The organism is Streptomyces sirii (genome assembly GCF_045690365.1).
Lineage (GTDB): Bacteria > Actinomycetota > Actinomycetes > Streptomycetales > Streptomycetaceae > Streptomyces > Streptomyces sirii.
Window position 1 is genome coordinate 7,153,642 of record NZ_CP147982.1, and the last position, 21,655, is coordinate 7,175,296.

22 protein-coding genes and 1 pseudogene are annotated in these 21,655 nt (G+C 74.1%); 10 read left to right on the top strand and 13 right to left on the bottom strand.

Annotated elements, in window-relative coordinates:
- Position 1: 1 nt before the first annotated feature.
- The 9 genes from cysD to WAB15_RS31825 form a co-directional block, all read right to left on the bottom strand.
- Positions 2-952, bottom strand: a complete 951-nt coding sequence (gene cysD / locus WAB15_RS31785) for a sulfate adenylyltransferase subunit CysD (protein WP_399146312.1) — start codon at positions 950-952, stop codon at positions 2-4.
- Positions 949-1,482: an adenylyl-sulfate kinase gene (gene cysC, locus WAB15_RS31790; protein ID WP_399146313.1), complete on the bottom strand. Its 534-nt coding sequence runs from the start codon at positions 1,480-1,482 to the stop codon at positions 949-951. Before cysC ends, cysD begins: the two co-directional genes overlap by 4 nt.
- A 23-nt stretch (positions 1,483-1,505) precedes the next feature.
- The gene (locus tag WAB15_RS31795) at positions 1,506-2,195 is read right to left on the bottom strand and encodes a phosphoadenylyl-sulfate reductase (protein WP_407288340.1); all 690 of its coding nucleotides are present in this window, start codon (positions 2,193-2,195) and stop codon (positions 1,506-1,508) included.
- On the bottom strand, positions 2,192-2,392 hold the full coding sequence (locus tag WAB15_RS31800) for a hypothetical protein (RefSeq protein ID WP_399146315.1): 201 nt from the start codon (positions 2,390-2,392) through the stop codon (positions 2,192-2,194). Before WAB15_RS31800 ends, WAB15_RS31795 begins: the two co-directional genes overlap by 4 nt.
- Positions 2,389-4,110: a nitrite/sulfite reductase gene (locus WAB15_RS31805; RefSeq protein WP_407288341.1), complete on the bottom strand. Its 1,722-nt coding sequence runs from the start codon at positions 4,108-4,110 to the stop codon at positions 2,389-2,391. Before WAB15_RS31805 ends, WAB15_RS31800 begins: the two co-directional genes overlap by 4 nt.
- Before the next feature lie 215 nt (positions 4,111-4,325).
- Positions 4,326-4,409: a putative leader peptide gene (locus WAB15_RS31810; RefSeq protein ID WP_350257049.1), complete on the bottom strand. Its 84-nt coding sequence runs from the start codon at positions 4,407-4,409 to the stop codon at positions 4,326-4,328.
- Positions 4,410-4,501: 92 nt separating this feature from the next.
- Positions 4,502-5,104 carry a GNAT family N-acetyltransferase gene (locus WAB15_RS31815; RefSeq protein WP_407288342.1) on the bottom strand — a complete coding sequence of 201 codons (603 nt, stop codon included), beginning with the start codon at positions 5,102-5,104 and terminating at the stop codon, positions 4,502-4,504.
- Between the two features lie 159 nt (positions 5,105-5,263).
- The gene (locus WAB15_RS31820; protein ID WP_407288343.1) at positions 5,264-5,938 is read right to left on the bottom strand and encodes a class F sortase; all 675 of its coding nucleotides are present in this window, start codon (positions 5,936-5,938) and stop codon (positions 5,264-5,266) included.
- Between the two features lie 126 nt (positions 5,939-6,064).
- Entirely contained in the window at positions 6,065-7,354 is a 1,290-nt protein-coding gene (locus tag WAB15_RS31825) for a GAF domain-containing protein (RefSeq protein ID WP_399146319.1), read from the bottom strand.
- A 268-nt stretch (positions 7,355-7,622) separates the two neighbouring features.
- Here WAB15_RS31825 and WAB15_RS31830 point away from each other — a divergent pair, with 268 nt between their 5' ends.
- On the top strand, positions 7,623-8,051 hold the full coding sequence (locus tag WAB15_RS31830) for a hypothetical protein (RefSeq protein WP_407288344.1): 429 nt from the start codon (positions 7,623-7,625) through the stop codon (positions 8,049-8,051).
- Positions 8,052-8,205: 154 nt separating this feature from the next.
- Here WAB15_RS31830 and WAB15_RS31835 read toward each other — a convergent pair whose 3' ends face one another.
- Positions 8,206-9,855, bottom strand: coding sequence for an acyl-CoA dehydrogenase family protein (locus WAB15_RS31835; RefSeq protein ID WP_407288345.1), 1,650 nt, complete (start codon positions 9,853-9,855; stop codon positions 8,206-8,208).
- An 18-nt stretch (positions 9,856-9,873) separates the two neighbouring features.
- On the opposite strand from WAB15_RS31835, the gene WAB15_RS31840 reads away from it, so the two are divergent.
- The 4 genes from WAB15_RS31840 to WAB15_RS31855 all read left to right on the top strand — a co-directional run bounded on the left by WAB15_RS31840 (position 9,874) and on the right by WAB15_RS31855 (position 13,653).
- Positions 9,874-10,905, top strand: a complete 1,032-nt coding sequence (locus tag WAB15_RS31840) for a YihY/virulence factor BrkB family protein (RefSeq protein WP_399146322.1) — start codon at positions 9,874-9,876, stop codon at positions 10,903-10,905.
- A 103-nt stretch (positions 10,906-11,008) separates the two neighbouring features.
- Complete coding sequence (gene pcaH, locus WAB15_RS31845) at positions 11,009-11,746, top strand: protocatechuate 3,4-dioxygenase subunit beta (protein ID WP_407288346.1); 738 nt, start codon at positions 11,009-11,011, stop codon at positions 11,744-11,746.
- Positions 11,746-12,399: a protocatechuate 3,4-dioxygenase subunit alpha gene (gene pcaG, locus WAB15_RS31850; protein ID WP_407288347.1), complete on the top strand. Its 654-nt coding sequence runs from the start codon at positions 11,746-11,748 to the stop codon at positions 12,397-12,399. The genes pcaH and pcaG overlap by 1 nt, the downstream gene beginning before the upstream one ends.
- A 66-nt stretch (positions 12,400-12,465) precedes the next feature.
- On the top strand, positions 12,466-13,653 hold the full coding sequence (locus tag WAB15_RS31855) for a 4-hydroxybenzoate 3-monooxygenase (RefSeq protein ID WP_407288348.1): 1,188 nt from the start codon (positions 12,466-12,468) through the stop codon (positions 13,651-13,653).
- Positions 13,654-13,660: 7 nt separating this feature from the next.
- Here WAB15_RS31855 and WAB15_RS31860 read toward each other — a convergent pair whose 3' ends face one another.
- Positions 13,661-14,665: a PP2C family protein-serine/threonine phosphatase gene (locus tag WAB15_RS31860; RefSeq protein WP_399146410.1), complete on the bottom strand. Its 1,005-nt coding sequence runs from the start codon at positions 14,663-14,665 to the stop codon at positions 13,661-13,663.
- Between the two features lie 323 nt (positions 14,666-14,988).
- Here WAB15_RS31860 and WAB15_RS31865 point away from each other — a divergent pair.
- The 4 genes and pseudogenes from WAB15_RS31865 to WAB15_RS31880 all read left to right on the top strand — a co-directional run.
- Positions 14,989-16,041 (top strand): annotated as a pseudogene (locus tag WAB15_RS31865) (NAD-dependent epimerase/dehydratase family protein); the annotation flags it as partial.
- Positions 16,027-16,782, top strand: a complete 756-nt coding sequence (locus WAB15_RS31870; protein ID WP_407289328.1) for a glycosyltransferase family 2 protein — start codon at positions 16,027-16,029, stop codon at positions 16,780-16,782. The pseudogene WAB15_RS31865 and the gene WAB15_RS31870, both read left to right, overlap by 15 nt.
- Positions 16,779-17,453, top strand: coding sequence for a DUF2064 domain-containing protein (locus tag WAB15_RS31875; RefSeq protein ID WP_407288349.1), 675 nt, complete (start codon positions 16,779-16,781; stop codon positions 17,451-17,453). Before WAB15_RS31870 ends, WAB15_RS31875 begins: the two co-directional genes overlap by 4 nt.
- An 8-nt stretch (positions 17,454-17,461) precedes the next feature.
- Complete coding sequence (locus WAB15_RS31880; RefSeq protein ID WP_407288350.1) at positions 17,462-18,214, top strand: methyltransferase domain-containing protein; 753 nt, start codon at positions 17,462-17,464, stop codon at positions 18,212-18,214.
- Here the strand turns inward: WAB15_RS31880 and WAB15_RS31885 are convergent.
- Complete coding sequence (locus tag WAB15_RS31885; protein WP_407289329.1) at positions 18,142-18,609, bottom strand: hypothetical protein; 468 nt, start codon at positions 18,607-18,609, stop codon at positions 18,142-18,144. The genes WAB15_RS31880 and WAB15_RS31885 overlap by 73 nt on opposite strands.
- Before the next feature lie 116 nt (positions 18,610-18,725).
- On the bottom strand, positions 18,726-19,979 hold the full coding sequence (locus WAB15_RS31890; RefSeq protein WP_407288351.1) for a molybdopterin-dependent oxidoreductase: 1,254 nt from the start codon (positions 19,977-19,979) through the stop codon (positions 18,726-18,728).
- Positions 19,980-20,165: 186 nt separating this feature from the next.
- On the opposite strand from WAB15_RS31890, the gene WAB15_RS31895 reads away from it, so the two are divergent.
- Positions 20,166-21,611 (top strand): hypothetical protein, encoded by a 1,446-nt coding sequence (locus tag WAB15_RS31895; protein ID WP_407288352.1) that lies wholly within the window; start codon positions 20,166-20,168, stop codon positions 21,609-21,611.
- Positions 21,612-21,655 lie beyond the last annotated feature (44 nt).

Below are 21,655 nucleotides of genomic sequence, written 5' to 3' on the forward strand. Positions count from 1 at the left end.
GTTAGAAGTACCCCTCGCGCTTACGGTCCTCCATGGCGGCCTCGGACATCTTGTCGTCGGCCCTCGTCGCGCCCCGCTCGGTCAGCCGGGACGCGGCGATCTCCGCGATCACGGCCTCGATGGTGTCGGCGTCGGAGTCGACGGCACCGGTGCAGGACATGTCGCCGACGGTGCGGTAGCGCACCTGCCGGGTCTGAAGGCTCTCGCCGTCCTTGGGGCCGCCCCACTCGCCGGGCGCCAGCCACATACCGCTGCGGGCGAACACCTCGCGCTCGTGGGCGTAGTAGATGGCGGGCAGTTCGATCTTCTCGCGGGCGATGTACTGCCACACGTCCAGCTCGGTCCAGTTGGACAGCGGGAACACCCGGACGTGCTCACCGGGCGAGTGCTTGCCGTTGTAGAGCTGCCACAGCTCGGGGCGCTGCCGGCGCGGGTCCCAGCCGCCGAACTCGTCGCGCAGCGAGAAGACCCGCTCCTTGGCGCGCGCCTTCTCCTCGTCCCGGCGGCCGCCGCCGAAGACCGCGTCGAAGCGGTTGTTGTCGATGGCGTCCAGCAGCGGGACGGTCTGCAGCGGGTTGCGGGTGCCGTCGGGGCGCTCGCGCAGCTCGCCGCGGTCGATGAAGTCCTGCACGGAGGCGACGTGCAGCCGCAGGCCGTGCCGCTCCACCGTGCGGTCGCGGTAGTCCAGGACCTCGGGGAAGTTGTGCCCGGTGTCGACGTGCAGCAGGGAGAACGGGATCGCCGCCGGCGCGAACGCCTTGAGCGCCAGGTGCAGCATGACGATGGAGTCCTTGCCGCCGGAGAACAGGATCACCGGCCGCTCGAACTCGCCCGCCACCTCGCGGAAGATGTGCACCGCCTCGGACTCCAGGGCGTCCAGGTGCGACAGCGCGTACGGGTTGTCGCCTCCGGGCTCGCCGCCGGTCTCGGTACGAACGGTCGCGGTGGTCACGCCAGTCCTCTTTCGGCCAGCAGCGCATGCAGCGCCGCCGCGGACTCCTGCACGGTCTGGGTGTGCGACTCGATGCGCAGATCAGGTGATTCGGGCTGCTCGTAGGGGTCGTCCACGCCGGTCAGACCGGAGATCTCGCCGGCCGCCTGCTTGGCGTACAGCCCCTTCACATCACGCTCGGAGCACACCTCGACGGGCGTCGCGACGTGCACCTCCAGATACGCGGTGCCCTCCTTCTGGTGGCGCCCCCGCACCGCCTCGCGGCTGTCCGCGTACGGCGCGATCACCGGCACCAGCGCCTTGACGCCGTTGCTCGCCAGCAGCTCGGCCACGAAGCCGATGCGCTGGACGTTGGTGTGCCGGTCCTCGCGGGTGAAACCGAGGCCCGCGGAGAGGAACTCGCGGATCTCGTCGCCGTCGAGCACCTCGACGCGGTGGCCCTCGCCGCGCAGCCGGTCGGCCAGCTCGCGCGCGATGGTCGTCTTGCCCGCGCTCGGCAGTCCGGTCAGCCAGATCGTGGCGCCCGTCATGGATATCTCCTGATGCTCTGTCATCAGTGCAGCCCGCACTCGGTCTTGTTGCTCCCGGCCCAGCGGCCGGCCCTGGCGTCCTCGCCCGCCAGCACCCGGCGGGTGCAGGGCGCGCAGCCGACGGAGGCGTAGCCGTCCATCAGCAGCGGGTTGGTGAGCACGCCGTGCTCGGCCATGTACGCGTCCACGTCGGCCTGCGTCCAGCGGGCGATCGGCGAGACCTTCACCTTCTGCCGCTTGGGGTCCCAGCCGACGACCGGGGTGTTCGCCCGGGTCGGCGACTCGTCCCGGCGCAGGCCCGTCGCCCATGCGTCGTACCCGGTCAGGCCCTCTTCGAGGGGCTTGACCTTGCGCAGCGCGCAGCACAGGTCCGGGTCGCGGTCGTGCAGCTTCGGGCCGTACTCGGCGTCCTGCTCGGCCACCGTCCGCCGCGGCGTCAGGGTGATGACGTTGACGTCCATCACCTCGGCGACCGCGTCCCGGGTCCCGATGGTCTCGGGGAAGTGGTAGCCGGTGTCCAGGAAGACCACGTCCACACCCGGGAAGGCCCGCGAGGCCAGGTGCGCGACGACCGCGTCCTCCATCGAGGAGGTCACGCAGAAGCGCGGACCGAAGGTCTCGGCGGCCCACTTGAGGATCTCCAGGGCGGGCGCGTCCTCCAGGTCGCGGCCCGCCTGCTCGGCGAGCTGCTGAAGGTCGGTAGCGGTGGTCACGACGTACCTCCGTCGGAAGGCGAAGCGGCAGTGGACCGACCAGGGGCGAGCAGGCCGAGGAACTTCAGCCGGAACGCCCTGCTGCACGCCCGGCATTCCCAGGCCGCGCCCTCGCCGCGGACCGAGCCCTCCTCGGAGGGCCGAAGGTCCTCGTCGCCGCAGTACGGGCAGTAGAACGGGGCGGCACGTTCGCTCACTTCAGCGCACCCTCTTCCGCACGGGCCGCCCACTGGGCGAACCGCTCGCCGTCGGTGCGCTGCTCCTGGAAGTTGCGCACCACCCGCTCGATGTAGTCGGGGAGTTCATCGGAGGTGACCTTCAGGCCACGGACCTTGCGGCCGAAACCGGCCTCCAGCCCGAGCGCACCGCCCAGGTGCACCTGGTAGCCCTCGACCTGGTTGCCGTCGTCGTCCAGGACCAGCTGGCCCTTGAGGCCGATGTCCGCGACCTGGATGCGGGCGCAGGCGTTCGGGCAGCCGTTGATGTTGATGGTGATCGGCTCGTCGAACTCGGGGAGGCGACGCTCCAGTTCGTCGATCAGCGAGGCGCCGCGGCCCTTGGTCTCGACGATCGCCAGCTTGCAGAACTCGATGCCGGTGCAGGCCATCGTGCCGCGCCGGAACGGGGAGGGCTTGACCCGCAGGTCGAGCGCCTCCAGACCGGCGACCAGCGAGTCGACCTGCGACTCGTCGATGTCCAGCACGATCATCTTCTGCTCGGCGGTGGTCCGCAGCCGACCCGAGCCGTGCTCCGCGGCGACGGCGGCGATCTTGGTGAGGGTGGCGCCGTCGACCCGGCCGACGCGCGGCGCGAAGCCCACGTAGTAGCGGCCGTCCTTCTGCTTGTGCACACCGACGTGGTCGCGCCACTGCTGGACGGGCTGCGCCGGGGCGGGGCCGTCGGACAGCTTCCGCTTGAGGTACTCGTCCTCCAGCACCTGCCGGAACTTCTCCGCGCCCCAGTCGGCGACCAGGAACTTCAGCCGGGCGCGGGTGCGCAGCCGGCGGTAGCCGTAGTCGCGGAAGATCGAGATGACGCCCTCGTAGACGTCGGCGGCCTCCTCGCGCGAGACCCACGCACCGAGCCGGACACCGAGCTTGGGGTTGGTGGACAGCCCGCCGCCGACCCACACATCGAAGCCCGGACCGTGCTCGGGGTGCTCGACGCCGACGAACGAGATGTCGTTGATCTCGTGCGCGACGTCCAGCAGCGGCGAGCCGGAGACCGCGGACTTGAACTTGCGCGGCAGGTTGGAGAACGCGGGGTTGCCGATGATCCGGCGCTGGATCTCCTCGATCACCGGGGTGCCGTCGATGATCTCGTCCTCGGCGATACCGGCGACCGGCGAGCCGAGGATGACACGGGGAGTGTCACCGCACGCCTCGGTGGTGGACAGGCCGACGGCCTCCAGCCGCTGCCAGATCTCCGGCACGTCCTCGATACGGATCCAGTGGTACTGGACGTTCTGCCGGTCCGTGAGGTCCGCGGTGCCGCGGGCGAACTCCTGCGAGATCTCGCCGATGACGCGCAGCTGCTCGGTGGTCAGCCGGCCGCCGTCGATGCGGACCCGCAGCATGAAGTACTTGTCGTCCAGCTCCTCCGGCTCCAGGATCGCGGTCTTGCCGCCGTCGATCCCGGGCTTGCGCTGGGTGTACAGGCCCCACCAGCGCATCCGCCCGCACAGGTCGTTGGGGTCGATCGAGTCGAATCCGGCCTTGGAGTAGATCGTCTCAATGCGTGTCCGCACATTGAGACCGTCATCGTCCTTCTTGAACTGCTCGTTGCCGTTCAGCGGCGTGAAGTGACCCACTGCCCACTGGCCCTCGCCGCGGTGGCGTCCGGCCTTGCGGCGGGTCGTGGCTGCGGTGCGGGCACCCCCGGCCGAAGGCTGGGGGGCATCTGGGGTGGCGGCCATGGGCGTACGTCCTTCTGGGCGGGCTCAAGTGATCGGGACCGGCGCCGGGCGCCCACGGTGACCTGCGCGGACACACCGAAGTGCGGCGCGTGTGGACGCGTCGGCGGTGGTACTGCGGATCGTGGGGTCTCAGCGCGTCCGCGACGATGGGGACGGCGGGGTGTGCGGTGGTGCTGGGTGCTGTCCGGGGCCAATCGCCCCAGGTGGGGACAGCCTCAGCCCGCCCGACAAATGGCGCTGGACATGCGGCCGAGGTCGACGTGCCGCCGACTCACCAAGGCAATTCCAGCTCGAGACATGACGGAAGCGTGGCACGCCGTTCTCCGGCCAGTCCACCGTTATCCAGAATATGGACATGGACGTCTCGCATGCCGGGACGATGTGGTGTTGATCACGCCCCGGAGGGGGTGTGCGGTGCGACGAGCGGGCCCGCGCCCGGCCAGGGTCCCGGGGCCGGCGCGTCGGGCTCCTCGGTCACGGTGGTGTCGTACAGCCGGAAGCCCCGCCGCTGGTAGTTCGCCATCGCGTGCGCGCCGTCCAGGGAGCAGGTGTGCAGCCACACCCGCTTCGTCGGGACCTGCCCCGGCCACCGCTCGGCCAGGTCCCAGGCCCGCTCGATCCCGTACGCCAGCAGGTGCCCGCCGATCCTGCGCCCCCGGAAGGCCGGGATGAGCCCGAAGTAGACGATCTCCACGGATCCGTCCCGGCCCGCCTCCAGCTCGATGAACCCGGCGGGCGTCCCCCGCTCGTACGCCACCCAGGTCTCCACGCCCGGCCGCGCCAGGTACTCCGCCCACCGTGCGTACGGCCATGCGAGCCGGTCGGTCCAGGCGACGTCCCCGCCGACCGCCGTATAGAGGAACCGGCTGAATTCGGGCGACGGTCGCTCGGACCGGACGATGCGGACGCCTTGCCCGGTCGGCGGCTCCTGTGTGGGGGGCAGGTCCGCGCGTGCGGTCTGTTCGAGGTACCAGGTGGTGACCGAGAGGCTCATGCGGCCAGCACATCACACCGGTCCGCGGCGGCCGGCTCCGGGCCGTGGGCCGCTGCGGGGGCGCCGCCGTACCGCGCGGCGGTGCACCATCCGGATGGTGAGACATCGGCTCACCGTGTGGACGGCGCGGTGGTGCGTTGCGCTGCCCGCCCGGCGCCGCTACCCCGACTTCACCATCCTGGCGAAAACCACCACGTTGCCCGTGTAGCCCGAGCCCGCCGAGTACGCCCCACCGCAGGTCAGCACGCGCAGCTCGGGATGCCCGGTGTCGCCGTAGACCTTCCGGGCGGGGAAGCCGCGCTTGCCGAAGACCCGGACGCCGTAGACCTCGAAGACCGCGATCCGCCCGTCCTCACGGGTCACCCGGATGGTCCTTCCCTTCTCCAGGGCGCCCAGCCCGTAGAAGACCGCCGGCCCGCCGGCGCTGTCGACATGGCCGACCAGCACGGCGGTACCGCGCTCCCCGGGAGACGGCGCCGCCTTGTACCAGCCCGCCAGCTGGGCGTCCGACGCCGGCGGCGCCGCGATCCAGCCGTCCTCGTCCAGCCCCAGCGGCAGCACCGGGGCGGACACCCCGATCGACGGGATCGCCACCCGTGAAGGGGCGGAACGGGGCAGCGGCGGCGGGGCGGGGCCACCGGGCGGCGCGTCACCGAAGAGGGAGGTGGCGGCGTCCGGCTGCGGCGGGCCGTCCGCCTCGCCGGACAGCCCCTGGCGCAGCATGCCGAACCCGACGAGACCGACCAGCACCAGCGCGCCCCACCGGGGCCGCCGCCCGGCCGCCGGCTGCCCCGGGGTCGCTTCCGGTGTCCTCGGCGAGCCTGCCGCGCCCATCGCTCACCTCCCGCGGCCGCGCGCCGGGGAGTGCGCGGCCCCGGTCGGCACGCTAGGACGCCGCCGGGGCGGCGGCGAGCGCAGCCCGTCGAACGGGTGGCGGCGGACCGCGGCGGCCGAGCGCCCTCACCCCCGCCGCGCCGCCACCACCGCCGGCGCCGTCGACTGCGGCAGCAGCGCTGCCGGCCGGGGCGGCAGCAGCAGCTCCACCGCCACGCCGTCGGCGAAGCGGTACGGCCGGTGCGCCAGCACGCCCCCGAGGTGGCGGCGCAGGCGGGACAGCTCGGCCCGCACCGTGACCGTACGGCTCCCGTCGCCGAACAGGTCCTCGGCCAGTTCGGCGGCGCTGCGCCCCCGCGGATGCGCGGCGAGGACGAACAGCAGCTCGGCGTGGCGCGGGGTCAGCGCGTGCGACCAACTGCCGGCCGGCCCGCTGACCGTGACCGTGGCACCGTCGCGTCCGCTGACGTCCAGCACCGCCCGGCTCGGCCCGGCCTCCGGCTCCGGCCGGCCGACGCGGATCAGCCAGCCGCCGGGCAGCGGCTCCAGGGCGCACATGCCGTAGCGCGGCAGCCACAGCGGCCCGGCCTCGGGTGCCTTGGGCAGTGCCACCCGCTCCGGGGGTGTCAGGCCCGTCACGCCGACGACCCAGCCGTTCGGGTCGACGGCCAGCGCCCGCCCGCCGAGCCTCGCCAGCACCGGCGCCGCACTCGACCGCAGCCGCTCCAGGGACGTGTGGTGGCGGGTGCGCAGCTCGCCCTCCGCGAGCCGGGCGACCGCCGACACCAGGGACAGCGTCGTGGGGTGGAAGGTGTGCGCCGGTCCGCTGATGTCCACGGTGCCCAGCAGACGACCGTCGCGCGGGTCGTGCAGCGGTGCCGCGGCACAGGTCCACTGCTGGTGGCTGCGCACGAAGTGCTCGGCGGAGTGCACCAGCACCGGACGGCGGGCCACCAGCGCGGTGCCGATGGCGTTGGTGCCGACGACGCCCTCCGTCCAGTCGGCGCCCTTGTCGAAGCCCAGCCGGTCGGCCATCCGCCGGACCGGCGCGCTGCCCTCCCGCCACAGCACCCGGCCCTCGGCGTCGGTGACGACCATGATCTGCTGGGCCGCGTCGGCCGTCGCCAGCAGCCCCTCGTTGAGCACCGGCAGCACCGTCGCCAGCTGCGACTTCTGCCTACGGTGTTCCAACTCCGCGACGGACAGCAGGAGTTGGGGCTGATCACGGTCGGGGTCCACGCCGGAGCCCAGCACCCGGCGCCAGGACTCCCCGATGACCGCGCGGGGCGACTCCAGCGGTGCGCCGGGTAACGCCTCGCCCGTGAGCGCGACCTCGTGCACGGTGGCGAGGCGGCGGGTGGTCGAGCGGATGTCCTGGGCCGACCAGATGGCGCTGTGGATCGATCTGTCGCTCACGCTGTTCTCCGTTGTGCGGTCCACCGGGCGGTGCCCATCGTGCCGTCACCAGGCCGTCCGGGCGGCGCCATTGTCCAGATCCGCGGGTGCGCACTGCAACGCATTGCAACCGTTGTGGCCTATGACGCGTAACCGGGACGCTGATCCGAGCGGCCGATGGCTTCTCGCCGCCGCGAGGTTCGCCGGTCACCCGTCGGTGAACCCACCGGCGACGTCGGGAATCCATCGGCCGCGGCGCGACGTCGGCACGGTGCGAGGGGGGCTCACCATGGTGGCCGCTGCTCCGCGCGTCGTGGTGATCGGAGCGAGCGAGGGGGTGCGGAGCACGCGCGCCGCCCGGCTCGCCGGCCACTACAAAGTCGCCCGGTTGCCCGCCGTCGACGTCCTGATCAGACGTCAGCCGCTGCCCGTCGACGGCTATGTCATCGACGGCGCCCCCCGACTGCTCGACCGGGTGGCCGGTGTCGGCGGTCTGCTGCCCGCGCTGGCCTTCGCCGACCTCGTCGTGGTGCTGCACGGTGCCGAGTGGAACGGCACGGGTGAGGCCTGCCGGGTCCTGCGGTACTACGAGGCGCGCGGGGTGCTGGCGGCCTTCCCGCCGGGCACACCGGACGGCGAGATCATCATGGCCGTCGACGCGGCGCTGCGCGGGCGCACCGCGGTGGACCCGCCCGACGACCCGCCGGAGCCGCCCTAGCGGCCCCAAGACCGGGAGCGGTGCCGAGTCGGCGCGGCACCGCTCCCCGACAGGCGCGGCGGCGGTAACCCCCTGTCCCCGTCCCCTGCGAGGCAACGGCCCGGAGGTGACGGGGAACCGCCGCCGCGCCGCCGGCTTCACGAGCCGACACCGCTCAGGGCGCGTCGTCCGGGACCGGCCGCGCCCGCGCCACGATCGAGGCGAGATCCAGCGTGTGCGGCAGCGTCCCGAAGGCGGCGCCCGCGTCGCCGCCCAGACGGGAGGCGCAGAACGCGTCCGCGACCTCGGGCGGTGCGTACCGCACCAGCAGCGAGCCCTGGAGCACCAGCGCCATCCGCTCCACCAGACGCCGGGCCCGGGCCTCGATGCCTTCCAGGTCGGCGAGTTCGGTGAGCAGCCCCCGGATCGCCCGGTCCAGCCGGTGGTCCGCGCCCCGCGCGGTGCCGATCTCGGTCAGGAAGGCGTGCAGCGGCTCGGGGTCGCGTCGCAGGGCCCGCAGCACGTCCAGCGCCTGGACGTTGCCGGAGCCCTCCCAGATCGAGTTCAGCGGTGCCTCGCGCAGCAGCCGCGGCAGCCCCGACTCCTCGACGTAGCCGTTGCCGCCCAGGCACTCCAGCGCCTCCGCGACCACCGGTGTGCACCGCTTGGTCACCCAGTACTTCGCCGCCGGGACCGCGAGCCGCAGCAGCTGCCGGTCCTGCTCGCCGCCGCCGTCGTAGGCGGCCGCCAGCCGCAGGGCGAGCGTGCTCGCCGCCTCCGACTCCAGCGCCAGGTCGGCCAGCACATTGCGCATCAGCGGCTTGTCGATCAGCCGGTCGCCGAACGCCTCCCGGTACGCCGTGTGGTGCAGCGCCTGCGCCACCGCCTGCCGCATCACCGCGGCGGAAGCGGTCACACAGTCCAGCCGGGTCGCCGCGACCATCTCGATGATCGTCGCCACCCCGCGCCCCTCCTCACCGACCCGGCGCGCCCAGCTCCGCCCGTCGAACTCGACCTCCGCCGAGGCGTTCGAGCGGTTGCCGAGCTTGTCCTTGAGCCGCTGGATGCAAAACGCGTTGCGGCCGCCGTCCGGCAGCACCCGCGGCAGCAGGAAGCAGGTGAGCCCGCCGGGCGCCTGTGCCAGCACCAGGAAGGCATCCGACATCGGCGCCGAGCAGAACCACTTGTGCCCGGTCAGCACATACTCGCCGGGCGCGGCCAGCGGCTCGGCGCGCGTGGTGTTGGCCCGTACGTCGCTGCCGCCCTGCTTCTCCGTCATGGCCATGCCCGCCAGCGCACCGCCCTTCTCGGTGACCGGCCGCAGCTCGTGCGCGTAGATGTGCGAGGTGAGCAGCGGCTCCCATACGGCCGCCAGTTCCGGCTCGGCGCGCAGCGCGGGCACCGCCGCATGGGTCATCGACAGCGGGCAGCCGTGTCCGGCCTCGGCCTGGGTCCACACCAGGAAGCCGGCGGTGCGGCGAAGGTGGCCGTCGGGCCGGGACCAGGCGTCGGTCAGGCCCGCCGAGACGGCGTGGCCGAGCAGCCGGTGCCAGGCCGGGTGGAACTCCACCTCGTCGATGCGGTGGCCGAACCGGTCGTGGGTGCGCAGAACCGGCGGATGGGCGTTGGCCTGCTCGCCCCAGCGCTGGGCGTGCGCCGAGCCGGCCGCCTTCCCCAGCAGGCTCAGTTCCGCCCATACCTCCGCGAGCCGGGCGCCGTCGAGGTACCGGGCGACGCCCTCGGTGAGGGCCGGGTCGCTGCCGAAGACGTCGTAGCCGACCAGCGGCGGGGGCTGGTTGGTGACCGTGTGAGTGGTGGCTGCCATGCCGGATACGGTAAGGAGGTGCAGCCGGCAAACGAACCAACCGAGCGGCCCGCGGGGCGTCTGACCAGGGCCCGTGTGCTGTACCGCAATGTCTCCAAGCGCCGGCTGGCCTGGCTGCTGCTCAAGGACATCGTCCACTCCTGCATGACCTACCGCGTCACCGGGCTGGCCGCCGAGGCCGCGTTCTGGTGCCTGCTGTCGCTGCCGCCGCTGATCCTCGGACTCCTCGGCGTGCTCGGCTACACGCAGGCGTGGATCGGGCACGACACGATCGACGCCGTCCGCGAGCGCATCCTCGGCGCCGCCGGCACCGTGCTGTCCGGCAAGGGCGTGGACCAGATCGCCCGCCCCCTGCTGAACGACGTCTTCACCGGTCGCCGCCCCGACGTCATCTCCCTCGGCTTCGCCATCGCCCTGTGGTCCGGCTCCCGGGCGCTGAACGTCTTCGTCGACACCATCACCATCATGTACGGGCTCGACGGGCGGCGCGGCATCGTCAAGACCCGGCTGCTGGCGTTCGCGCTCTACCTGGGCGGGCTGGTCGTCGGCGCCGTCGCGCTGCCGCTGATGGTGGCCGGGCCCGACACCGTCGTGAGCTGGCTGCCGGCCGGCGAGCAGATCATCCGGGGGCTGTACTGGCCGTTCGTCCTGCTGGTGTCCATCGCCTTCCTCACCACGCTCTACCACCTGTCCGTACCGGTCCGGTCGCCCTGGCGGGAGGACATCCCGGGGGCGGTGGTCGCCCTCGGCATCTGGGTGCTCGGCAGCTTCCTGCTGCGGCTCTACCTCACCTCGACGGTGGAGGGCCCCACGATCTACGGGTCGTTGGCCGCACCGGTCGCGGTACTGCTGTGGATCGGGGTGTCCGCCTTCGCGGTGCTGGTCGGCGCCGCGATGAACGCCTCACTCGACCGGGTGTGGCCGTCGGTCGCCACCGCCGCGGCGCGCGAGGAGAACGCGCGCCGCGCGGCGGAGCGGGACGGCGACGAGGACGGGGACGGAGACGGCGATGCGGACGGGGACGGCAACGGCGAGGAGCGCGCCGGCTGAGCGTGATCGTCCTGGTATCGCCTGTTGCTCCGGTGGCAGGGGCTGCTTCAGTGGCCACGTACGCGTCCGCCCACGCCCGGCCTCGACCGCAGGGAGACGGCACATGGCCCTGACCCCGCAGCCCACCCCCCTCACTGGCCCCCGCACCCCCGAGCACCCCGCCCCTGACCCCGAGCACATCCCGTACCGCAGCAGCACACTCCGCCAACCCCACCGGCCGTTGGTCGAGATCGACCACCGCGCCGACCCGGAGGCCGTGGAGCTTCACGGGCCCGTCTTCGGCGTCACGGACGTCGGCGCGCTCGACGCCGACCTCACCCGCCGGCACACCGGCGAACCCCTCGGCGAGCGCATCACCGTCACCGGCCGCGTCCTGGACCGCACCGGCCGCCCCGTACGCGGCCAGCTCGTCGAGATCTGGCAGGCCAACGCCTCCGGCCGGTACGCCCATCGGGGCGATCGGCACCCGGCCCCGCTGGACCCGAACTTCACCGGCACCGGCCGCGCGTTGACCGACGACGACGGCCGCTACGCCTTCACCACCATCAAGCCCGGCGCCTATCCGCTGGACAACCACGACCACGCCTGGCGCCCGGCCCATATCCACTTCTCGCTCTTCGGATCGGCGTTCACCCAGCGGCTGATCGCCCAGATGTACTTCCCCGGCGACCCGCTCCTGCCGTACGACCCGGTCCTCGGCTCGGTCACCGACCCCGCCGCCCGCGCCCGCCTGGTGGCCACCTACGACCACGCACTGTCCGACCCCGAACGGTCCCTGGGCTACCGCTGGGACATCGTCCTGGACGGCCCGTCCGCCACCTGGATCGAGGAGGGCCGCTGATGCCCCGCGCCACCACCCGGCCGGACTCCGGCACGGCGCCCGAGGCTCCCTCGCCGCTCGCCCCGACCCCCGCGCAGACCATCGGCCCGTTCTACGGCACTGCGCTCCCGTTCCCCGGCGGCGAGCAGGTCGCGCCGGCCGGCCACCCCGACACGATCACCGTGCACGGCCGCGTACGGGACGGAGCCGGCGCCCCGGTGCCCGACGCGTTACTGGAGTTCTGGCAGGCGGCACCGGACGGCGGCCTGACCGGCGCGCCCGGCTCGCTGCGCCACGACCCGGCCACCGGCGCGCTCCTCGGCCGCGACGGCGTGGACTTCACCGGCTTCGGCCGCGTCCCCACCGACGCCGACGGGCGCTACGCCCTGCGCACCCTGCCCGCGGCCGCCCCCGCCGGCCGCCCGGACGCCGCGCCGTACCTCGCCGTGTGCCTCTTCGCCCGGGGACTGATCCAGCACCTCTTCACCCGCGTCTACTTCCCCGAGCACCGGACCGCCCACGCCGCCGACCCGCTGCTGGCGCGGCTGCCGGCCGCCCGTGCGCGCACCCTGCTCGCCCGCCCGGACGGGCCCGGCCGGTACCGCTTCGACGTACGGCTGCAGCACTCCGCGGACGGCGCGCACGAGGAGACGGTCTTCCTTGCCCACCGCTGACCGCCCCGGCGAGCGCCCCGACCCGCCCGCACCCCCGACCCCGCACCCCGCAAGAGGACCCGCGCAGTGACGCATCCCCGCCGCACCACCGTCGGCATCATCGGCGCCGGTCCCGCCGGCCTGCTGCTCGCCCGCCTGCTGCACCGCTCCGGTATCGACTGCGCCGTCCTGGAGAGCCGCGAGCGCGACTACGTCGAACAGCGCCAGCGCGCCGGCATCCTCGAACAGGGCACGGTGGACGTGCTGCGCGCCTGCGGGGCGGGGGAGCGGATGGACCGGGAGGGCATGGTCCACGACGGCATCGAGCTGCGTTACGACGGGCAGGTCCACCGCCTCGACTTCCCGGCGCTGACCGGTGGCCGCCGGGTCATGGTCTATGCGCAGACCGAGGTGGTGAAGGACCTGATAGCGCGGCAACTCGACGACGGCGCGCCCCTGCTGTTCGGTGCGCGCGCCACCGCCGTCGAGGGCGCACACACCACCCGGCCGCTCATCCGCTATCGGCACCAGGGCCGCGCACACACCCTGAACTGCGACTACGTCATCGGCTGCGACGGCTCCCACGGCGTGTCCCGGCAGGCCGTCCCGGAGTCCGAGCGGCGCACCTACGCGCGCGGCTACCCCTACTCCTGGCTCGGCGTCCTCGCCGACGTCCCGCCCTCCGGCGACGAGTTGGTCTATGCCCACTCCGCGCGCGGCTTCGCCCTGCTCAGCATGCGCACGCCCACCGTCAGCCGGCTCTACCTCCAGGTCCCCAACGGCACCGACCCGGCCGACTGGCCCGACGACCGCATCTGGGACGAACTCCAGGCCCGCACGGCGCTCGACACCCCCGGGAAACTGGCGCGCGGTCCGCTCACCGCCAAGGCCGTACTGCCCCTGCACAGCTCGGTCACCGAACCGATGCGGTTCGGGCGGCTCCTGCTGGCGGGCGACGCGGCGCACATCGTGCCGCCCACCGGGGCCAAGGGCCTCAACCTCGCCGTCGCGGACGTCACCGTACTGGCCCGCGCCCTGGCCCAGGCGCACCGAACCGGCTCGACGGAGCTGCTCGACGCCTACTCCGACACCTGTCTGCGCCGGGTCTGGCGCGCCGAGCACTTCTCGCACTTCATGACGACGACCCTCCACACCGCCCCGGACCAGAGCCCGTTCGACACCCGGCTGCAGCTCTCCCAGCTCGACCGGATCGCCGCCTCCGCGCACGCGGCGGCGGAACTGGCGGAGAACTACACGGGGCTGCCCCTGGAGTGACGCCGGTTCAGCGGCCCTCTCGGTAGCGCACCAGCAGCATCGCCGCGTCATCGTGCAGCGGCCCCTCGGCGTGCTCGACCACGTCCTCGCGGACGGAGCGCAGCGCGGCCTCCGGGTCGGGGTCCTTCAGCAGCGCGGAGCGCTCGTCGAGGGGGTAGAAGCGGCCCGTCGCGTCGCGGGCCTCGGTGACCCCGTCGGTGTAGAACAGCAGCTGGTCGCCGGGGGTGAACGGCACCTCGTAGGGGAGCGGGGCATCGGAGCCGGTCAGCGTGAGGCCGAGCGGCAGGGCCCGGTCGGGCGGTGCGGCGAAGGCGACCGTGCCGGCGGGGCGGACGACGAGCGGGGCCGGGTGGCCGTAGTTGAGCAGCGTCGCCTGCGGCCCCTCACCGATCTCGGCGAGCACCGCCGTGACGAACCGTTCGCCGGACAGATGGCGGTTCAGGGCCCGTTCGACGCGCTCGCCGACGGCCGGCAGATCCGGCTCGTCGTGCGCGGCCTCCCGGAAGGCGCCCAGCACCACCGCCGCGCTCTCCACGGCCTCCAGGCCCTTGCCCTGGACGTCGCCGACGATGATCCGCACCCCGGCCGGCGAAGTCACCACCTCGTACAGATCGCCGCCTATCCGGGCCTCGGCCACCGCAGAGGTGTAGGAGACCGCGATCCGCAGCGGGCCCGCGCTGCGCGGCACGGGGCGCAGCAGCACCCGCTGGGCGACCTCGGCGATCGAACGGACGCTGGCCAGCTCCGCCTCGCGGCGCTGCCGCATCACCGCGGCGACCACACCGGCCGCGGTCACCCCGGTCACCGACAGCAGCGCGGTCAGCCCGCGCCGGCTCTCGAACAGGCCGTTGTAGACGCCCAGGCCGAGGCAGAGGACGAACGCCGTGAGTCCGACGAGGGCGGTGCGACGCCAGCCGCCCACCAGCCCGGCGAACGCGGGCCCCAGGGACACCAGAGGCAGAAAGCCCACTTCCGGGCCCGCGGTGAGGTCGACGACGCTGACCACGGCCATCACCGTGTAGGGGAGTACGGACAGCACACGGGAGCCGGTGCACAGCTCCCCGTTCTCCACGGCCAAGGTGTTCTCCGACGGTGTCGTGTCCGGTGATCGGGCTACGGGGGCGGGCCGTCGGCCGTCGGAGTGTCCGAAAACGGCCCCCCAACCCCCGGCCTGAGCATATGCAACCCATGCCGTACCGAAATACCTCGAATGCGCCTGTTACCGAATCGCAGTGGCCCGGGGCGCACCGCGGAGCGGCCGCCGGATCTTACGGACCCGTGACGCGGCGGTCGTGGTGCGCGCCGGAAGGCTCGATCGCGCTTAGCGTGACCGGCATGCGAGTACTGGTCACCGGAGGCGCCGGATTCATCGGATCGCAGGTCGTCGCCTCGCTCATCGTCCGCGGCCACGAGCCCGTGGTGTTCGACGCGCTGCTGCCCTCGGCACACCCCGAGCCCCCGCCGCCCCGCCCGCAGGAGCGCCGCATCGTCGCGGACGTACGCGACCGGGCGGCCGTCGAGGTGGCCCTGCGGGGCATCGATGCGGTCTGCCACCAGGCGGCGATGGTGGGCCTGGGCAAGGACTTCGCCGACGCGCCCGGCTACGTCGGCTGCAACGACCTGGGGACGGCCGTGCTGCTGGCCGCGATGGCCGACGCGGGCGTGCACCGGCTGGTGCTCGCCGGATCGATGGTGGTCTACGGGGAGGGGCGCTACACCTGCCCCGCACACGGTGTGGTGCGGCCCGGACCACGCGGCGTCGACGAGCTGGCCGCCGGGCGGTTCGAGCCGCGCTGCCCGCAGTGCGGTGAACAACTGAGACCGGGGCTGGTCGGCGAGGACGCGCCCACCGATCCGCGCAACGTCTACGCCGCCACCAAGCTCGCCCAGGAGCATCTGGCCGCCTCCTGGGCGCGGGCGACCGGCGGCCGGGCCGTCTCGCTGCGCTATCACAACGTCTACGGGCCCGGAATGCCACGCGACACCCCGTACGCCGGCGTCGCCTCATTCTTCCGCTCGGCACTGGCCCGCGGCGAGGCACCGACCGTCTACGAGGACGGGGGCCAGCGGCGGGACTTCGTCCACGTTCGGGACATCGCGGCGGCCAACGTGGTGGCGCTGGAGGCCCTGCCGGAGCGGGCGCCGGACACCCTGACCGCGTACAACACGGGCAGCTCGCGGCCGCACACCGTCGGCGAGATGGCGCACGCCCTGGCCGAGGCCCACGGCGGGCCGGCGCCGGTGGTGACGGGCGAGTACCGGCTGGGCGACGTACGGCACATCACGGCGTCGTCGCGGCGGATCGCCGAGGACCTCGGCTGGCGGGCGGAGATCGGATTCGCCGAAGGGATGGCGGAGTTCGCCCGGGAGGAGATGCGCCCGGCTGCCGGGGTGACCGGGGTGACCGGGGTGACCGGTGCCGCGGCGGGCGCCGCCCGCCCCGCCCTGGTGGACGTCGTGCTGCCCTGCCTCGACGAGGCCGCCGCGCTGCCCTGGGTACTGGCGCGCATCCCGGCCGGCTGGCGGGCGATCGTCGTGGACAACGGCTCCACCGACGGCTCCGCCGAGATCGCCCGCGACCTGGGCGCCACCGTCGTCCACGAACCGCGCCGCGGCTTCGGCGCCGCCTGCCACGCCGGACTGCTGGCCGCCGAGGCGGACATCGTCTGCTTCTGCGACTGCGACGCCTCCCTCGACCCGGCGCTGCTCGCCCCGTTCGTGGCCGCCGTCCGCGACGGTGACAGCGATCTGGTGCTGGGCCGCCGACGCCCCCAAGGGCGCGGCGCCTGGCCGCCGCACGCCCGGGCCGGCAACCTCGCGCTGGCCCGGATGCTGCGCCGCCGCACCGGGCTGCGGTTGCACGACCTCGGCCCGCTGCGCGCCGCCCGGCGCACCGCGCTGCTCGACCTCGGCCTCACCGACCGCCGCAGCGGCTACCCCCTGCAGATGGTCGTCCGGGCCGCCGACGCCGGCTGGCGCATCGAGGAGCGCGAGGTGCCCTACCTGCCGCGCACCGGCCGCTCGAAGGTCACCGGCACCTGGCGCGGCACCTGGCACGCGGTCCGCGACATGCGCGGCGTCCTGCACCAGCCGCCGCTGACGCCCCGTACGAAGGAGGCGGCCCGATGACCGCGCACGACGGCCCGGAGCCGCTGCCGGGCCGCGGGCCGACCACGGTCCTGGTCATCGCCAAGGAGCCGGTGCCCGGCCGGGTCAAGACCCGGCTCACCCCGCCGTACACCCCCGCCGAGGCGGCCCAGTTGGCCGAGGCCGCGCTGTACGACACCCTCCGGGCCGTACGCGCCATGCCCGCCCGGCGGCGGGTCCTGGTGCTCGACGGCCGGCCGGGAAGCTGGCTGCCCGCCGGCTTCGACGTACGGCCGCAGGGCATCGGCGGCCTCGACGAGCGGCTCGCCCGGGCCTTCGCCGACAGCACCGGACCGACCCTGCTGATCGGCATGGACACCCCGCAGGTCACCCCCCGACTCCTCGCCCCTGCAACGGACTTCGGCGCGTGGGACGACTGCGACGCCTGGTTCGGCGCGGCCGAGGACGGCGGATTCTGGGCGCTCGGCCTGGCCGTGCCCGACCCCCGGCTGCTGCGCGGCGTCCCCATGTCCACCGACCGCACCGGCGCTGCCCAGCGGGCCCGGCTGACCGCCGCCGGACTCCGGGTGGCGGAGTTGCCGCCGCTGTGCGACGTCGACACCGCGGCCGACGCCGAGCGGGTCGCGGCCGCGGCACCCGGCGGACGGTTCGCCGCCACCCTCGCCCGGCTGACCCGGGCCGGCGGGCGATGAGCCCCGCCGTGCCACCGGCCACCGCCCCGCCCGGCACCGCCTCCTGGGGAGCGGACCCGTACGCCGACGCCCTGCGCAGCGGCCGCGGCCCGCTCTTCCTGCGCCGTACCGACGGCTGGCTGCTGCCGCTGGAGGTCGAGCGCTGGTGCGCGAGGGCGGACGCCGCCGACCTGTCGGCGCTCGGCCGCTGCGAGGGCGCCGTCCTCGACATCGGCTGCGGCCCCGGAAGGCTGGTCGCCGAACTCGCCGCACAGGGCCGGCCGGTGCTCGGCATCGACGTCAGCCGGGCCGCGGTCGCCCGCACCGCCGCGACCGGCGGTGCCGCGCTGCACCGCTCCGTCTTCGACCCCCTGCCCGACGAGGGGAGTTGGGGTACCGCACTGCTCCTGGACGGCAATATCGGCATCGGTGGCGACCCGCGCGCCCTGCTCGCCCGGACGGCCGAACTCCTCGCCCCGTCCGGCCTGCTCATAGTCGAGACCGCCCCGGCGGACCTCGACGAACGCGTCGAGGTCCGGGTCGACAACGGGCGGTACGCCTTCCTCGGCCACGGCCACGGCCACGACGACGAATGCCGCGCACCGGGCGCCCCGTTCCCCTGGGCCCGGGTCGGCACCCGTGCGCTGCTGCGGTACGCGGCCGCCACCGGCTGGACGCCCGCCGAGCGGTGGACCTTCGCGCGGCCCGGTCAGTCCCCGGCGGCCGGCCGCTGCTTCGTCTCCCTGCGCCTGCGCCGGTCCCTGCCGGCCCGGCGCGGCTGAACCGTACGGCACAACAGCCACAGGGCCGAGGCCGCGAACAGCCCCGCGGTGATCAGCAGCCAGCGGGTCAGGAACCCCTGGCCGGACAGCCCGGTGGCGGTCTCGAAGTGTGCCGCCGAGCCGCTCCCCGCCGAGCCCGCGATCAGCGGGAACCACACCAGCAGCAACAGCCCGGACAGCGCGGCGGGGACCCTGACGTACCCGGTCCAGACCGGGTGCCGGGCGGTCCGCGCCGTGTACGCCGCCACCGCGCGGTCGGCGCACGCGTACAGCGGCAGCAGCACCAGATCGTGCAGCAGCGCCGCCCCGACGAACCACACGATCACCAGCGGCCAGTCCCCGCCGCTCAGCAGCCGCACCCCCGCGTAGCCGGTGAGCGCGAACGAGGCGAGCATCAGCAGCAGATGCAGCGGCCCTTCCCCGTACCAGTGGTGACGCCGCGGCGCCCCCAGCGCCCGGACCGCCCGCGCCCGCCAACCGCCCGCCCGCTCCCGCCACTTGCGTCGCATCGTCACCACTCCCCGAACGTCAGCCGCGACACCCACTTGGTGTTGAGCACCCCGGGCGCCGCCGGAACGATGATCCGCGCCGGATGGCCGTGGTCCGCGGACAGCTCCGCACCGCCCACCCGCAGCGCGAGCAGCGACCGCGGATCGCGCACCTGGTTGTCGCGCAGCGCGGCCCGGCGGAACGCGCCGTGCAACTGGAGCGACTCCACCAGCAGGCCGGGCGGCTGCGCGCCGAGCCCCACCAACGCGGCGAGATCGCGCAGCCGCACCCCGCTCCACAACTGGTCGTCCGTCGACCAGCCCTCCACACAGGCGATCGGCAGCGCCGACTCGTGCTGCGGCAGCCCCAGCAGCGCGGCGCGGTCCAGCCGCACCCGCCGCCCGCCCCCCTCGACCGTCAGCCGCCAGTCGCCGCCGGTGTCCTGCGGCCTGATCCCGGCGAACGCGGCCGTCTTGTTGATCTGGAAGCCGTTGGGTCCACTGCCCGGATCGCGGCCACCGTGCGGCGCCAGCAGGGCCGTCCGCCGCCACCAGCCCCCGACGCTCTGCCCGGCGGTCGTCGCGAGCAGCAGCAGCGATCCGGCGCCGACCAGCCCCAGCGCACCGCGCCGGGACACCGTCGGCCGGTCCGGCCGGACCGCCACCAGCCCGGTGTCATCGGCGTCCGCCGCCGGGTCCGTGCGCTCCCGCAGCGCCCGTACGGTCCGCGGCAGCCGCAGCACCACATGGGCGAGGAAGGCGCCGATGAACACCCACGCGCCGTAGAAGTGCAGCGGATAGAACGACCCCGGAAAGAGGTACTCCAACTGGATGTTGAGGATGCCGGTCACGAACTCGAACAGCGCACCGCCGACCAACAGCAGCAGCGAGACCCGCTCCAGCGCGTGCCCGACGGACCGGGCCGGCGGCAGCGTGAACAGCTTGGGGATCACCGACCAGAGCTTCGCCAGCAGGATCGGCACCAGCGCGACGCCGAGCGTGACATGCACCCCCTGGGTGAGCCGGTAGAGCCAGTGCGGATCGGTCGGCCAGCTGAAGAGGTAGAAGCCCAGCAGCCCCTTTCCGGGGGTCTGGTCGTTGACACCGCCGGCCAGGTCCGGGTTGTACGCGGCGTACGAGAGCAGGCCGGTGACGAACAGCAGCGTGATCCCGGCCAGCAGCACCACACCGAGCAGCGCGGTCAGCCGGGGGCCGCGCAGCGGGCTGCGCCAGAACGACGGCGACGTGGGGGGAACGGGACGGCGGTGGGCACCCATGATGAGTCCTCGGCGATCGATGAGCCCTCGGCGGTCGGCACGACGGCGCCCCACCGCCCGGACGAGCAGGTCCGCTCCGACGGTATGCCGCCACCCGGGCCCCCAGGGGCAGCGACGCATGACGAAACCCTGACGTCGGCGGAACGGCGGGCCCCGGTCACACCGCCGGCGCCCTAGCGTGCCGGTGTGACCCCCCGCCCGACTTCTCAAGAACGCGCCGACGCGGCCGCTGTCCGCCGGACTCCGGAGGAACGCGCCGCGCGCCGTGCCGATCTGCTGGCCGCCGCGGCCGGCGCCCTGCTCGTCGTGCTGGCCGCCGTCATCGGCGCCCTCATCCAGCGCGCCAACGGCAGCCTGCACGTCAACGTGCCGCCGCTGTACGCCTCATGGTTCTGGCACCTGGGCCCCGGCACCCCCGCCGCACTCGCGGTCGCCGTCCTCGTGGTCGCCTACGGGCCGCCGCTCGCCGACCGGCTGCCCTGGCGCCGGCTGGTCCTCACGGGCTGGGCGGCCTCCCTGGCCTGGACGTGGTCGCTGGCCCTGGTCGACGGCTGGCAGACCGGCGTCGCCCGCCGCCTGACCACCGAGTACGAGTACCTGACCGTCATCCGCCGCTTCGACGATCTCGGCCCGGCACTGCGCGACTTCACCTCTCACATCCTCAACACCGCGCCCGACCACTGGCCCGCCCATGTCGCCGGGCACCCTCCGGCCGCGGTGCTCACCTTCGTCGGCCTGGACCGCATCGGCCTGGGCGGCGGGGCCTGGGCCGGCGCCTGGTGCATCACCGTCGGTGCCTCCGCCGCGGCCGCGGTCCTCGTCGCGCTGCGCGCCCTCACCGACGAGCCCACCGCGCGCCGGGCCGCGCCGTTCCTCGCGCTGGCCCCGGCCGCGGTGTGGGTGGGCACCTCCGCGGACGGCTACTTCGCCGCCGTCGCCGCCTGGTCGTCGGCACTGCTCGCCCTCGCCGCCACCCGCCGCGCCCGCCACCCCGCGGCCGCCGCCCTGGCCGCCGGGCTCCTCCTCGGCCTGACCTGCTACCTCTCCTACGGCCTCACCCTCATCGCGCCGATCGCCGCCGCGGTGCTGCTGCTCGCCCGTACCGCGCGGCCGCTGCCCCTCCTGGCCGCCGGGGTCGCCGCCGTGGCGGCGGTCTTCACCCTCGCCGGTTTCGACTGGTGGGAGGGCTACCGCCTGCTGGTGGAGCGCTACTACCAGGGCGCCGCTGCGGTTCGCCCGTACGCCTACTGGGTCTGGGGCAACCTCGCCTGCACCGTCCTGATCACCGGTCTGGCGACGGCCGCCGGTCTGCGCCGGGTGCTCGCGACCGCCCCCACCGCCGTACGGCAGCTCCGCGCGCGGACCCTTCCCGCCACCGGACGGGCCGGAGTCGGCCCCCTGCACCGCCCCGTCGACCGGCTGGTGATCCTCGTCCTGGCCGCGCTGCTCGCCCTGCTGGTCGCCGACCTCTCCGGCATGAGCAAGGCCGAGACCGAGCGTATCTGGCTCCCCTTCGCCGTCTGGCTCCTGCCGGCCTGCGCCCTGCTGCCCGCCGCCCGGCACCGCCACTGGCTGACGGCGCAGGCGGTACTGGCGATGGGGGTCAACCATCTGCTGTACACGGGGTGGTGACGGTGCGTCGGCGAGGGCTGGGGCGAGCCGTCGCGTGAGCGGCG